General features: G+C 68.9%; 12 protein-coding genes. 6 read left to right on the top strand and 6 right to left on the bottom strand.

The window, feature by feature from the left end:
* Nucleotides 1-19: 19 nt before the first annotated feature.
* Together U5798_RS31615 and U5798_RS31610 are read left to right on the top strand one after the other, a co-directional pair.
* Nucleotides 20-1,288, top strand: a complete 1,269-nt coding sequence (locus tag U5798_RS31615; RefSeq protein WP_322084275.1) for an FAD-binding oxidoreductase — start codon at nucleotides 20-22, stop codon at nucleotides 1,286-1,288.
* Between the two features lie 127 nt (nucleotides 1,289-1,415).
* Nucleotides 1,416-2,090: a TetR family transcriptional regulator gene (locus tag U5798_RS31610; protein ID WP_124456267.1), complete on the top strand. Its 675-nt coding sequence runs from the start codon at nucleotides 1,416-1,418 to the stop codon at nucleotides 2,088-2,090.
* Between the two features lie 57 nt (nucleotides 2,091-2,147).
* Here U5798_RS31610 and U5798_RS31605 read toward each other — a convergent pair whose 3' ends face one another.
* Both U5798_RS31605 and U5798_RS31600 read right to left on the bottom strand, forming a co-directional pair.
* Nucleotides 2,148-3,941 carry a phospholipase D-like domain-containing protein gene (locus tag U5798_RS31605; RefSeq protein ID WP_322084274.1) on the bottom strand — a complete coding sequence of 598 codons (1,794 nt, stop codon included), beginning with the start codon at nucleotides 3,939-3,941 and terminating at the stop codon, nucleotides 2,148-2,150.
* Between the two features lie 105 nt (nucleotides 3,942-4,046).
* Nucleotides 4,047-4,805 carry a DeoR/GlpR family DNA-binding transcription regulator gene (locus tag U5798_RS31600; protein ID WP_124456269.1) on the bottom strand — a complete coding sequence of 253 codons (759 nt, stop codon included), beginning with the start codon at nucleotides 4,803-4,805 and terminating at the stop codon, nucleotides 4,047-4,049.
* 217 nt (nucleotides 4,806-5,022) lie between these two features.
* Here U5798_RS31600 and U5798_RS31595 point away from each other — a divergent pair, with 217 nt between their 5' ends.
* The 3 genes from U5798_RS31595 to nadE all read left to right on the top strand — a co-directional run bounded on the left by U5798_RS31595 (nucleotide 5,023) and on the right by nadE (nucleotide 7,361).
* Entirely contained in the window at nucleotides 5,023-5,208 is a 186-nt protein-coding gene (locus U5798_RS31595; protein WP_006480515.1) for a hypothetical protein, read from the top strand.
* A 223-nt stretch (nucleotides 5,209-5,431) separates the two neighbouring features.
* Nucleotides 5,432-6,301 (top strand): DMT family transporter, encoded by an 870-nt coding sequence (locus U5798_RS31590; RefSeq protein WP_124456270.1) that lies wholly within the window; start codon nucleotides 5,432-5,434, stop codon nucleotides 6,299-6,301.
* Nucleotides 6,302-6,512: 211 nt separating this feature from the next.
* Nucleotides 6,513-7,361: an ammonia-dependent NAD(+) synthetase gene (nadE, locus tag U5798_RS31585; protein ID WP_322084273.1), complete on the top strand. Its 849-nt coding sequence runs from the start codon at nucleotides 6,513-6,515 to the stop codon at nucleotides 7,359-7,361.
* Between the two features lie 72 nt (nucleotides 7,362-7,433).
* On the opposite strand, the gene U5798_RS31580 is transcribed toward nadE, so the two are convergent.
* The 3 genes from U5798_RS31580 to U5798_RS31570 all read right to left on the bottom strand — a co-directional run bounded on the left by U5798_RS31580 (nucleotide 7,434) and on the right by U5798_RS31570 (nucleotide 11,650).
* Entirely contained in the window at nucleotides 7,434-9,110 is a 1,677-nt protein-coding gene (locus U5798_RS31580; RefSeq protein ID WP_124456272.1) for a S10 family peptidase, read from the bottom strand.
* Nucleotides 9,111-9,183: 73 nt separating this feature from the next.
* Nucleotides 9,184-10,776, bottom strand: a complete 1,593-nt coding sequence (locus tag U5798_RS31575) for a S53 family peptidase (protein ID WP_322084272.1) — start codon at nucleotides 10,774-10,776, stop codon at nucleotides 9,184-9,186.
* A 247-nt stretch (nucleotides 10,777-11,023) separates the two neighbouring features.
* On the bottom strand, nucleotides 11,024-11,650 hold the full coding sequence (locus tag U5798_RS31570; protein ID WP_124456274.1) for a LysE family translocator: 627 nt from the start codon (nucleotides 11,648-11,650) through the stop codon (nucleotides 11,024-11,026).
* Between the two features lie 134 nt (nucleotides 11,651-11,784).
* Between U5798_RS31570 and U5798_RS31565 the strand changes: the two genes are divergently transcribed.
* On the top strand, nucleotides 11,785-12,249 hold the full coding sequence (locus U5798_RS31565) for an Lrp/AsnC family transcriptional regulator (protein ID WP_059238912.1): 465 nt from the start codon (nucleotides 11,785-11,787) through the stop codon (nucleotides 12,247-12,249).
* A 75-nt stretch (nucleotides 12,250-12,324) separates the two neighbouring features.
* Here U5798_RS31565 and U5798_RS31560 read toward each other — a convergent pair whose 3' ends face one another.
* The gene (locus tag U5798_RS31560; RefSeq protein ID WP_124456285.1) at nucleotides 12,325-13,236 is read right to left on the bottom strand and encodes a LysR family transcriptional regulator; all 912 of its coding nucleotides are present in this window, start codon (nucleotides 13,234-13,236) and stop codon (nucleotides 12,325-12,327) included.
* Nucleotides 13,237-13,311 lie beyond the last annotated feature (75 nt).

The following is a 13,311-nucleotide window of genomic DNA, read 5'->3' as shown; positions in this document are numbered from 1 at the left end:
CACGAATCATCGAAATCGCATGCAGAACTTCTACGAAGCCACCGTTACCCGCCAGCCGTACCCGCAACTGACCGGCACGATCGATACGCAGGTCTGCATCGTCGGCGGCGGCCTCGCCGGCCTGTGCACGGCGCTCGGCCTCGTCGAGCGCGGCGTGCACGACGTCGTCGTGCTCGACAGCGAACGGGTCGGCTTCGGCGCGTCGGGCCGCAACGGCGGCTTCGTGTTCGGCGGCTACAGCCTCGACAACGCCGACCTGCTGCGCACGCTCGGCCGCGACGAAGGGCGCCGGCTGTACCGGCTCACCGTCGATGCGGTCGACCTGATCCGCACGCGCATTGCACGTTACGGAATCGACTGCGACATCGTCGACCAGGGCGTGATGCTGGCGAACTGGTTCGACGACCCGTCGCGGCTCGACGGCGTGCGCACGCTGATGAAGAACGAACTCGGCGTCGACTGGGAACCCGTCCCGACCGGCGCGCTGCGCGAGCGGCTGAAGACGCAACGCTATTACGGCGGCCTGTTCGAGCCGAACGCGTTCCACTTCCATCCGCTCAAGTACGTGCTCGGCGTCGCGGCGGCCGCGTCGCGCGGCGGCGCACGCGTGTATGAACGCTCGGCGGCGCTCGGCATCGCGCGCGAAGGCGCCGGGTACGTCGTGCGCACGGCGCAGGGTGCGGTGCGCGCAAAGGACGTCGTGTTCGCCGGCGGCGGTTACGCGCGCGGCGTGTCGCCGCGCATCGAGCGCGCGGTGCTGCCGATCGCGACCTACGTGATCGCGACCGAGCCGCTCGGCACGCGGCTGCCCGACGCGATCGACGCGCCGTACGCGATCTACGACACGCGTTTCGCGTTCGACTACTACCGCCCGCTGAAGGACACGCGGATCCTGTGGGGCGGGCGGATCTCGGTGCTCGACCGCGGCCCCGATGCGATCGCGCGCCTGCTGCGGCGCGACCTGCTGCGCGTGTATCCGCAACTGGAAGGCGTGAAGGTCGACTACGCGTGGGGCGGGCTGATGAGCTACGCGCGGCACAAGATGCCGCAGATCGGGCGCGACGCGGACGGCGTGTGGCACGCGATCGCGTTCGGCGGCCACGGAATGGCGCCGACCACGGTGGCCGGCGAAGCGCTCGCCGCCGCGCTGGCCGAAGGCCGGCCGGTGCCGGACGGCTTCGCCGCGTTCGGGCTCACGCGCACGTTCGGGCTGGCCGGCCTCGCCGCCGCGCAGCTCACGTACACCGCATACCAGGCCCGCGACGCGCTCGCATCGTGCCGCCGCTGAGCGGCCGCGGCAGCGGAAACGGCCCGCCGGGCGGCCTTGCCGATTAGAGCGGAAGGTCGGCCGGGCGGCGATTTCCCGCATGCTAGAATGCCTTTTCCAAGCCGCCGCGAAGCCACAACAAAGTCACATGAAAGCAGGAAGCAAGGCCGCCACGTCCGATACCCGCGCGCTTGCGTCCGAAGCGCGGCGTAAATACGATCCCGAGCAAACCAAGCGCAACATCCTCGATGTCGCCACGCAGGAATTCTCTGCGATGGGCCTCGCCGGTGCACGCGTCGACGCGATCGCCGAGCGCACGAACACGACGAAGCGCATGCTCTACTACTACTTCGAAAGCAAGGAAGGCCTGTACGAGGCCGTGCTGGAGAAGGTGTACGGCGACATCCGCGCGCTCGAGCAGGAACTGCACGTCGGCGACATGGAGCCGCGCGAAGGCATGCGCCGCCTCGTCGAATTCACGTTCGACTATCACGACAAGCATCGCGACTTCGTCCGCCTCGTGTCGATCGAGAACATCCACGGCGCGAAGTATGTCGAACAGCTGAAGTCGTTCAAGAACCGCAACGTCAGCATCATCAAGACGCTCGAGGAACTGGTCGAGCGTGGTGCGGCCAGCGGCGTGTTCCGCAAGGACATCGACGCCTTCGACCTGCACCTGCTGATCAGCTCGTTCTGCTTCCATCGCGTGTCGAACCGCTACACGTTCGGCGCCGCGTTCGGCCGCGATCCGTCGGCGCCGCGCCTGCGCGCGCGGCATCGCGACACGATCGCCGACGCCGTGCTGCGCTACGTCGCCGCATAAGCAGCGATAACCGCCGGCCTGGGCACGCACCCTCCGCGCCCCTCGCGCTTCAGCGCGTCAGTCCGTCGGCGCGGTCGACGCCAGCGCGATCCGCGCCTTCTCTTCCGGGCTTCCCGCCACGTAATACTTCTTCGCCCAGCTCGAATCGGGCGCGAGCGCGAGCCGCGCATGCGCGCCCGTCCCGGCATCCGTGCCGTGCTGCTTCGCGTTGATCGCCAGCGCCCGCGCGCGATAGTGCTCGTAGAGCCGCAGGAATTCCGCGAGATAGATCGCCGCGATCCGCTGGTCGCGGATCTCGAGCAGGTTCTCGTCGTTGTATTGCTCCGAATTGCGGCTCATGTTCGCCGAGCCCGTATAGACGACCGGATGCGCGCCCTCCGCATCGATCACGATGAACTTGTGATGGATCACGACGGGCGGAAAGGCCGGCGCCGGCTCGCCCGGAAAGAGCCGCAGCTCCGGCGCGAAGCCCTGCGGCACGGTGGCCGGCGAGAAATACGCGGCATCGATCACGTCGTGGTTGTCGCGGCTGCGGTGGTACAGCTCGAGGTTCGCGAGCGTCGCCGCATCGAGCGCCTGGCCCGCCTGCTGCGCGGTATCGGCCTTCGTCGCACTGCCGACGTTGATCCTGTTCACCAGCCCGAACATCATCAGCCCGCGGTCGCCGGCCGCGAAACAGGCGTCGCGCAGCGCCGCATCGGTCGGCATGAACAGGCAGAACGACACCGAATGCTTCGCGGCCGCGATCGCGGCGACGATCGTGTCGATCTCCGTGCGCTGCCCCGCCGGCTCCGGCGAAAACGCGACGCGCACCTGCGCACTGCCGATCGTCATCGGCGCCGACCAGCCCGACGTCAGCTTCGCCGTCTCCGCAATCGACGGATTCCCGGCCAGCGCATGCGCGCGGTCGTTGTACAGCGCGGCCAGCACGGACGAGTCGAATGCGTGCAGCACGTTGGCCTGCTCGGTCAGCCCCTCGGTCGTGAAGTTCGCGGACCCGGTCAGCACGCGCGCGGGCGCCGGATTCGACGGTGCGTCGGTCACGATGAACTTGTCGTGCATGATGTGCGTCTTGTCGCGCGGCGCGAGCGTCGCGAGGCCCTGCAGCGCGTCGACGGCCGGCTGGTTCGGCGACGGCAGCGGCGGCTTGCCCTTGCGCGCCGTGGTGTGCGCGTCGTAGACGATCGCGAGCGACGCTTCGCCGTGCTTGCGCCCGAACGCCTCGAACGCGGGCAGCGCCCACAGCGTGTCGGTCAGGTGATAGACGGCCGACGCCGCGCGCGACGCGGGGTCGAGCATCTCCGCGAACACCTGCTCCATGTCGTTCGCGAGCCAGGTGCGCAGCTTCAGCGCCTGCGCCGCGCCCGGCGCCTGGTTCGGCGCGAGACCCAGCGCCGCGACCTGCTTCGCGAACGCCTGCGAGCTGACCACCGCGCGGTTGAACCACGTACCGATGCCGTCCTCGATGTGTGCGGGCAGCACGACGTCGCACACGCCGGCCTGCGCGTCGAGCACCTGCAGGTTCGCCGGCGTGCCGACGACCGGGTAGACGTCGTAGCGGAACGACGCACCGCGGTCCTGAGGATCGATGCGCGCATCCCACCACATGAATTTCTGGATCGGCGCCTGGTCGGTCGGTGCGTCGCCCTGCGTGTCGGCGGCCGGGCCGTCGAACGTCAGGCGGTTCGGCAGCCAGCTGTCCGGCGCACGCGTCTTGCCGTCGGCCGACCAGAAGCCCGGCGTGCGCCGGATCGCGAAGCCGAGGAAATCGGGCCGCGACGCCGCATCGGGCCAGTCGAAGGCCAGCAGGACCAAGGTGGGGGAAAGATAGCTGCGCACGCTGACGGTCATTCGTTGCTCCCTGGCCAGGCGGCCGGTCGAGGTGAATGGGTCAGTGTTGACGGCGGTTCTTCCCGCGGGATGACGGTTCGATGAACCTTGTATGTCGGACGCGCGTCAGTCGCACACGAGCAGCTCGATCCCGCGCGCGGTCAGCGCGCGGCGCACGGCCTTGTCGGGCGCGCGCTCGGTCACGAGATAGCGGGCGGCAGCCGTGCCGTTGATCCGCACCGGCGTCACTCGGCCGAATTTCGAATGGTCGGCGACGATGATCGCCGTGCCGGCCGCCGCAATCATCCGGCTGCGCACTTCGGCCGCGAGCCGCGAGTAGTCGGTGCATTCGCCGTCGGGCGTAATGCCGCCGGCGCCGACGAACGCGAAATCGACGTGGTATTGCGCGAGCTGGTGGATCGTGTCGAGCCCGAAGGTGGCGTCCTCGTCGTCGGACAGCTCGCCGCCGAGCAGCGTCACGCGGTTGCCGTTGCGCCGCGCGAGCACGAACGCGGTACGCCAGTCGTTCGTGTAGATCGACAGCCGGTGCCGGTCGGCAAGCGCCAGCGCGACCGCATGCGGCGTGCTGCCCGAATCGATCAGCACCGATGCATCGTCGGGCACGAATTCGGCCGCGCGCCGCCCGATCGTGCGCTTCGCTTCGGCGTTCGCGGCTTCGCGCTCGGACAGGCTCGGCTCGCGGCGATCCGCGGCCAGCGCGCCGCCGTGCGTCATCACGAGCAGGCCGCGCGCGGCCAGCGCGTTCAGGTCGCGCCTGATCGTCTCGCGCGACACGTCGAGCGAACGGACGAGTTCCGCGACCGACAGCGCGCCCGACCGTCCGAGCTCCGACAGGATGTATTGATGACGTTGTTCCGCCAGCATCGCGTGTGCGCCCGAGGCGACAGTTATGGGTAAGCCGGCCATTGTATTACGGCCGTTTGACCGGCATTTGACGGCGGCGCGAAACGGGGTCGGCCGGGGCCGGCCGCGTTTCCCGAAAGCGAAATTCTGTATTGCCTGACGCGCGCGAATCGGCGCGATGCCGGTTGCTACACTTTGCGTTTCGCCGAACGACGGATCAAGCAAAGGGGCTCGCGCCATGTATCGCAAAGGCAGTGTGATCGAAATCCAGTTTCCGCCCGAACGCCTCAACGACGCGGCCGGCGATCCGTACTGGATCGACCTGACGCTCGACGAGGCGCGCCGGCTCTACGAACAGCTCGCTGCGCGTTTCGCGACCGACGCGCGCGCGAACCAGCCGCTCGACACGTTCTCGATCGACTGATTCCGCCGATTCGGCAGATCGCCGCGCCTTCACGGCAGCCCGCGCCGCATCGTGCGGCGCGGCACCCATCCCTATCCGCGCCGCCAACCCGGCGCGCCATGAGCACCGGGCACCGCCACGCATCACGCGGCACGAGTGCAGGATTCGACAAGACGCCGGCACCGCTTCCCCCGATACTGGCGGACTTCCTGGTTCTGTCCGGCCGCGTCGCGGCCCGTCACGCATGCTTACCTCGATCGTCGCCGCCGCGTTCGTCGCGCTGTGGTCCACCGGCTTCATCGTTGCGCGGGCAATCAAGCCCTACGCCGATCCCAACCTGTTCCTGCTCGCGCGTTTCGCGGGCACCGCCGTGCTGTTCGGCGCCGTGGCGCTCGTCGCGCGCGCACCGTGGCCGGCCCGCCGCGAATGGCCGCGCCACCTGATCGCGGGCGCGCTGCTGCAGGGCGTCTATCTCGGCGCGAGCTACTGGGCCGTCGCGCAAGGGTTGAACGCCGGTGTCATGGCGCTGCTCGGCGCGCTGCAGCCGCTCGCCACCGCCGTGCTCGCCGTCCCGCTGTTCAACGAGCGCCTGCCCAGGCGCGGCTGGCTCGGGATGGCGCTCGGGCTCGCCGGCGTCGCGCTCGTGCTGGCGCCGAAGGTCACGGGCGGCGTCGCGCCGCCGCCGGACGCGGCGCCTGCATGGCTCGTCGTCGCCGTGTCGGTCCTGGCGGTCGGGTCGATCACGGCCGGCTCGCTGTACCAGAAAGGCAAGCTCGCGCAGAGCGACCTGCGCACGGCGGTTGCCGTGCAGAACTTCGGCGCGGCGCTCGTCGCGGCCGTCTTCGCCGCGCTGCTTCATGAAACACGCTGGATCGGCGCGCCGGCGCTGTGGGTATCGCTGGTGTGGGGCGTCGTGTTCCTGTCCGGCGGCGCGGTCACGATGCTGATGTGGATGCTGCGCCGCGGCAATGCAGCGCGCGCGACATCGCTGCTGTTCCTCGCGCCGCCGCTGGCCGCGCTGCAGGGCTACTGGCTGTTCGGCGAAACGCTCGCGGCGATCCAGCTCGCCGGCTTCGCGCTCGCGCTGGTGGGTGTCGTGCTCGCACGGCGCTGATCTCGGCCATCCGGCCGGCATCCCCGTCGAAAGGGCGAGCATGGATGCCCGTCGCGCGGCGTCCTGCACCCAGCCGACGCACCGTGCACCACCGCGAGGCAGCGCGTCTCGCCGATGCAACGCGAAACCGCCGCAACGCACGCCCGGCGCGGCGGCGCGCCGCGATTGCGCTTATGATGAGCGCCTTGCATTTCGTTCCGGAACTTCCTTCATGACATCCGCCGATTACGCCAGCCGCCAACGCGCGATCATTGCCGAACTGAACGTCGCCCCGCACTTCGACGCCGAGGCCGAAATCGCCCGCCGCGTCGAGTTCCTCGCGCAGTACCTGCGTTCGACCGGCCTGCGGACCTACGTGCTCGGCATCAGCGGCGGCGTCGATTCGTCGACGGCCGGCCGGCTCGCGCAACTGTCGGTCGAGCACCTGCGCGCCGGCGGCTACGATGCGCGCTTCATCGCGATGCGCTTGCCGAACGGCGTGCAGAACGACGAAGCGGATGCGCAACGCGCGCTCGCGTTCGTGCGCGCGGACGAGGTATTGACGGTCGACGTGAAGCCGGCCGCCGACGCGATGCTGCGCTCGCTGGTCGCCTCCGGCCACGCATTCGAAACGCCGGCGCAGCAGGATTTCGTGCACGGCAACATCAAGGCGCGCGAGCGCATGATCGCGCAGTACGCGGTGGCCGGCGCGCGGCGCGGCATCGTGATCGGTACCGACCATGCGGCCGAATCGCTGATGGGTTTCTTCACGAAGTTCGGCGACGGCGGCGCGGACATCCTGCCGCTCGCGGGCCTGAGCAAGCGTCGCGTACGTGCGGTCGCACGTGCGCTCGGCGGCGAGGAACTGATCGTGATGAAGGTGCCGACGGCCGACCTCGAGGAACTGCGCCCGCTGCGGCCCGACGAGCACGCGTACGGCGTGACCTACGACGAGATCGACGATTTCCTCGAAGGCAAGCCGGTTGAAGATCGCGTGTACGAAACGGTGCTGCGCTTCTTCGACGGTTCGCGCCACAAGCGCGCGCTGCCGTACACGCCGTTCGACTGGCCGGCCGCGTAAGCCGGCCGCTGCGGCTGAAATACCGCGCGCGAGCCGTCAAGGCTGCGCGCGGCACCCCAGCGACGGGCGACGCTACGCGTGCCCGCCCGCCTTCTTCGCCTGCAACGCGCGAATCCGCATCCGCGCACCCGTATCGCTGACCGTCGCGTCGTACATCGTCGCGAGGTCGCGCTTGAGCGCGGTGCGCGAGCCGCCGTCGAGATACACCATGTGCCCCGACGGATAGAACCGCGCCGACAGGTTCTGCCGCACCTTCAGGTCCTCCAGCGGCATCTGCTGCAGGTCGATCACGGTCTGGTAGAACGGCGTGACGAAATCGTACAAGCCGTTCGCCGACAGCACCTTCAGGTCGACGTTCAACGCCATCACCGCGGCGAGATCGCCGGCCGTATAGAGAATCACGTTCCCCTGTGCATCGATGCCCTGCTGCGCGCCGGTCGGGTCGATGTGGCTGAAATCCCAGTTCCGGAACGCCTGGTCGTTCAGGTCGGTGAACGCGGAATTCGACGTGAACTTCAGTTGCTCGTTCAGGTAGCTGTTCCACATCGCCGTATAGACGCCCGTCACGGCCGTCATCGTCGGATCGTTGCCGCCCGAGTTCGGGTCGATCTTGCCGGCGATACCCGACGAGATCCCGGTCACGCGGCCGTCGTACGAGCCGAGCGCGAGCCCCTGCGCATGCAGCAGCGTCGTCAGGAACAGCGAATTGCCGCGCGTGTCGTAGCCTGCGACGTCGAGACTCCACGATTGCAGCGTCGCCGCGTCGATGCCCGTGTATTGCGACAGTTTCTGCACGGCTGCCGGATCCGCATGCGGAAGCGTGCGCAGCGCCTTCAGGTAGTCGGTGCGCGCGAACTGCGCGACTTCCTCGACGAACGCGCCGAGGTCGGTCGGCGCCGGCGTGATGCCGAGCTTCTTGTGGTACCACGCGTCGGCCGCGGCGGTCGGCAGCGCGCCGACCGGGTTGCCGGCCTGCCGGTAGTCGAGGATCGACGACTGCAGCGTGACGCCGTTCAGGTCGACACCGTCCTCGTGCAGCTTGTACGCGAGCACGCAGCTGCGCGCGGTGCCGTACGACTCGCCGAACAGGTACTTCGGCGAATTCCAGCGGTTGTTCTTCGTCAGGTAGCGCTTGATGAACTGCTTGAGCGAATCCGCATCCTGGTCGACGCCCCAGAAGTTGCGGTTCTTGTTCGGCGCGACGGCCGCCGAATAGCCGGTGCCGACCGGGTTGATGAACACGAGATCGCTGTGGTCGATCATGCTGTCCGGGTTGTCTTCCATCTGGTACGGCGCGGGCGGCGTGAAACCCGGCATCGACGTCTTGATGCGCTTCGGCGCGAACGAGCCGAGCAGCACGAACACCGACGACGAACCGGGGCCGCCGTTGTAGAAGAACGTCACCGGGCGCGTCTCTTCCTTCGCGCCGTCGGCCGTGAACGCGACATAGAAAAGCTTCGCGGCCGGTTGCGAACTGCTCGGGTCGACCGTCACGAGGTGGCCGGCCGTCGCCGTGTACGCGATGCGCTTGCCGTCGATCAGGATCGTGTGATGCGTAATCGCGGCCGCCTCGGTCGTGTCGGTCACCGAATCGTCGGGGCCGTTGCCGTACGCGACCGGATCGAAGAACGGCTGGTCGCGGCCGCGGCTCAGCGCGACCGGGTTGACGGTCGGCGGCACGCCATGCGAATTGTGGTCGCCGTGATGCAGCGGATACACGCCGCCGGAAGATGCGGAATCGATGCCCATCGTGCTGCTCCTGGAGGTGAAAAAAGACGCGGGCAGGACACCCGCGTCGAACGGAAAGGCGTGTGCCCGCGCGTCAGCTCGACGGCTTGCGCGCGAGGATCGCGGCGAGCTGCGCGCCGTTCGGGCTGCCGAGGCCCGTGCACGCGTCCCAGCCGGAGGCGGCCGCATAGGTGCCGTTCGATCCCTTCGTGATGTCGCGCAGCGCGCCCGGATTCTTGTACAGCACCGGATTGATCCAGCCGGCCGATGCGCCGGCCGCCGCATTGATCCGCGCGATCAGCGCGGCCCACAGCGGCGCGACCGCGCTCGTGCCGCCCATCACCGCGGCCGTGCCGGCGACCGATATCTCGTAGCCCGTCTGCGGCGATGCATCGCCGGCCACGTCGGGCACGCCGCGTTTCGCGAGCGGCGTGCGGCTGCCGTCGGCGAGCGTGACCGCGAGCCCCTGCTGCCATGCCGGCACGTCGAACAGCGTGCTGACGCCGCCGCCGCCCGCGCCGCCGCCGGCTGCCTCGTCGTTCCACACGACCTCGCTGCGGATGCCCTGCCCCGGCAGCGCGTCGAGCTGCGTACCGCCGCAGCCGAGCACGTACGGGCTCGACGCGGGGAAGTCGACGTGATCGGCGCTATCCTGCAGCCCGTCGCCCGAGCCGCTGTCGCCCGACGCCGCGCAGACGGTGACGCCCTGCGCGGCCGCCGCCTGCAGCACGCGGTTGAACGCCTGCGCCGACTGCGCCTGCCAGGTCGCTTCCGGGCCGCCCCAACTGATCGAGATCACCGACGGCTTGTTGGTCGTGTCGCTGACGGCCGCGTTGACGGCCTGGATGAAGCCCGCGTCGCTGTTCGGCGCGAAGTAGACGGCGATCTTCGCGGCCGGCGCGATCGCGCCGGCAATCTCGATGTCGAGCGCGACTTCGCCGTCCGGGCCGTTCGGGTCGCCGGTCGGCGTGTTGCGGCCGGTGCCGACGTTCACGTCGACGAGCGCCGGCGGCGTCGTGATGCCGAGCCCGCGAAAATACTGCTGGATGTCGGCCGCGCGATAGCCGCCGCCGAGTTCGACGATCGCGATGCACTGGCCGGCGCCATCGCCGGCCGGAAAACCGTACAGCGACGCCAGCTGGACCGGCGTGAACGTGACGCCCGCCGCGCCGCCGCGCGCGGGCCGGAACGGCGGACGCAGCCGGAAGTGCGGCCGCGCCTGCGGGCGGCTGTCGAGGCCGAGCACGGCCGTGACGGCGTCGCCGAGATCGTCGGGCAGCGCGATCGGGCCCGAGCGGCCGCGATACTGGCCGATCGACCGATGCTCGAAACGCTCGAGCTTCACGCTGAATGCGGCTTCGAACTGCGCGATCGTGCCCGACAGCACGACGACGCTCTCGACCGGATCGACGCGATCGACCGCGAGCTGGTGATGACGCGCGAAGTCCTCGGTCTTGCGGATGTCGTCGGGATTGGCGGAGAAACGCTGCGCGAACGCTTCACGCGACAGCGGTTTTGCCTGTGCGTCGCCGGTGGCGAGCTGGTGGACCAACGTATCGAGTTGCCCTTCTTCCTGCCGCCGCAACATGATCGTGACGTGGATGCGTTCTGCCGGATCGCACGGGCCGAGGCACTTGGACTCGGCGACGATTCGGGGTTCACGGTCGGCGTGAAGATGCCTTGCCATGTTCAGACCCTCCTTGGTACCGCGTTGCACGGAACAGCCGGGAAATCGGACATAGCCGGCGGAAATCGGTTCCGTTCGGTCAGTCGGTTCGCGATTGCGCGAAGTTAAGGGAAGTTTAGAACAGTCAGACGATTTGCGCGCACGCCCTTCTGCTGCAAGGCTCGCGCGTGAAGGCCGGCATCGCGCGCGGCCGCGGCGCGCGGCGCATCGTTGCCGCGCCGCCTGTCGACCGGCGCGGCAACAGCGTTCAGTCCATTGAAAGGCGCAGCGCGAATCCGATCAGCGCCGCCGAAAACGTCCAGCGCTGCACGGTCTGCGCGAGCGGATGCGCACGCATCCACGCGGCGATGCGCGACGCGCCGAACACGCACGCGAGGTCGAAGCACACGCCGGCCGCGACCAGCAGCGCGCCGAGTTCGAACATCTGCAGGACGACCGGTCCGGCCTCGGGCCGCACGAACTGCGGCAGCAGCACCGAGCAGAACAGCAGCGCCTTCGGGTTCAGGAGGTTCGTCAGCAGCCCCTTCACGAACGACTGCCGCAGCTCGCCGGCCGTCGCCGCCGCGTCGCTGTCGCCGAGCGCGAACACCGGCGAGCGGAACACCTGGATTGCAACATAGGCGAGATACAGCGCGCCGCCGTAGCGGATCACCTCGTACAGCCACGGCGCGCTGCGGATCAGTGCCGCGACGCCGCACGCCGACAGCGTCACGTGCGCGGTGCGCGCGAGCGACAACCCGGCCGCCGCCGCCATGCCCGGCCGTACGCCGCGGCCGATGCTGGTCTGCAGCACGAGCGCCATGTCGGGCCCCGGCACCGCATAAATGGCCGCCAGCGCCGCGAGATAAATCAACAGCAAATGCGTGGAAATCATGGTCTGCCCCCGTCCTTCAATGACGATATGTTGCCGCTGAAGGAGGAGAGATTATTGGCCATCTTTGGCTCCGGATTGGCGATCCGTAGCGGAATCCGCCACAATCACCGAATCGAAACAAGGATTCCGCCAACATGACCGAGCTCGACAAAACCGACCGCGCGATCCTCGCTGCGGTGCAGCGCGACGGCCGCCTGCCGATCGCGCGCCTCGCCGAATCCGTCGGCCTGTCCGAGACGCCTTGCGCACGGCGCCTCAAGCGGCTCGAAAGCGACGGCTACATCGAGCGCTACCGTGCGCAGCTGTCGCGACAGGCGCTCGGCTTCGGCGTCGTCGCGTTCGTGCTCGTGCGGTTCGCGACGCACGACCGCAAGGTCGCCGACCGGTTCGAACGCGAAGTGCTCGGCATCGAGCGGATCCTCGCGTGCCACAACGTCGCGGGCACGGCCGACTACCTGCTGCAGGTGGTTGCGCGCGACCTCGACGACTACGGCACGTTCCTGCGCGACTCGCTGCGGATGTTGCCGGGCGTGACGTCGATCGAATCGGCGCTGTCGCTGCGCGAGGTGAAGCACGACGCAGGCTTGCCGGTGCCGTGATGCATGGCATGGCGCGGCGTGGCGCGGCGAAGCGCGCCGGCGTAACACTGGTTCACAGTGTTGGCGGCACCGGCGTCATGCGATGTCGGGCGCCTGGTGCGCGCGTTCGAGATCCTCGAGAAACGCTTCCACGAGCGGATTCCCGCGCCCGTTGCGCGCGACGACCATGTGGAACGTCACGTCGTAGCGCAGTTCGTCCGGATTGAGCGGCGCGAGCAGCCCCTGCGCGACGTACGGCGCCGCGAAGTGCTGCGGCAGGTAGCCGAGGTGGTGGCCGGACAGGATCAGCAGCGCGACGGCCTCCATGTTGTCGGCGGTCGCGGTCACGCGGTCGGGCGTCGTCGACAACTGCGCCTCCGGCAGCGGATACGAGCGCCATGCCCATTCGAAGCCCGCGACATCGGCCGGCGTCAGCATGCCCGCGCCGTCGAACAGCGGATGGCCGCGGCCGCAGTACGCGACCTGGCGCTCGATGAACAGCGGCGTGTAGTGCAGCGACGGCACGCGGTGCCAGAAGTAGCCGACCGCGATCTGGATCTCGTCGCTCAGCAGCTTCTCCTCGAGGTCGCCCGGCGCGCGCACCGAAATCGAGAAGCGCACGGCTTCGTCGCGCGTGCGGAACGCGGCGATCGCCTCGGCGATCCGCGCATTCTGGCTCACCGGCGTATGGCCGATCAGGCCGATGTTCAGCGTGCCGACCAGCTGGCGGTCCATGTGCCGCGCGGCCATCCCGAATTCGTCGAGCGCCGCGAGCAGCTTGCGGCTCATCGCGTGGAACCGCTCGCCCTTCGGCGTGAGCCGGAAACCGCTGCGGCCGCGCTCGCAGAGCCGGTAGCCGAGCCGCGTCTCGAGCGACGACAGTTGCGCGCTGATCGTCGACTGCCCGACGTTCAGCACGGCCTGCGCGGCCGATACGCCGCCCGCGTCCGTGACTGCGAGAAACACGCGGATCAACCGCAGATCGAGGGTCGACAGATTCCCCAGCACGTTCATCCCCTTCCATACATCGATGAAAATCGATGTTTACGTCGATATCTTCGCATTCTTCTTTCCCGGCGGAGC

The sequence above is a fragment of the Burkholderia sp. BCC1972 genome, assembly GCF_905339605.1.
Taxonomy (GTDB): Bacteria; Pseudomonadota; Gammaproteobacteria; order Burkholderiales; family Burkholderiaceae; genus Burkholderia.
This window is presented reverse-complemented; position numbering and strand designations above follow the sequence as displayed.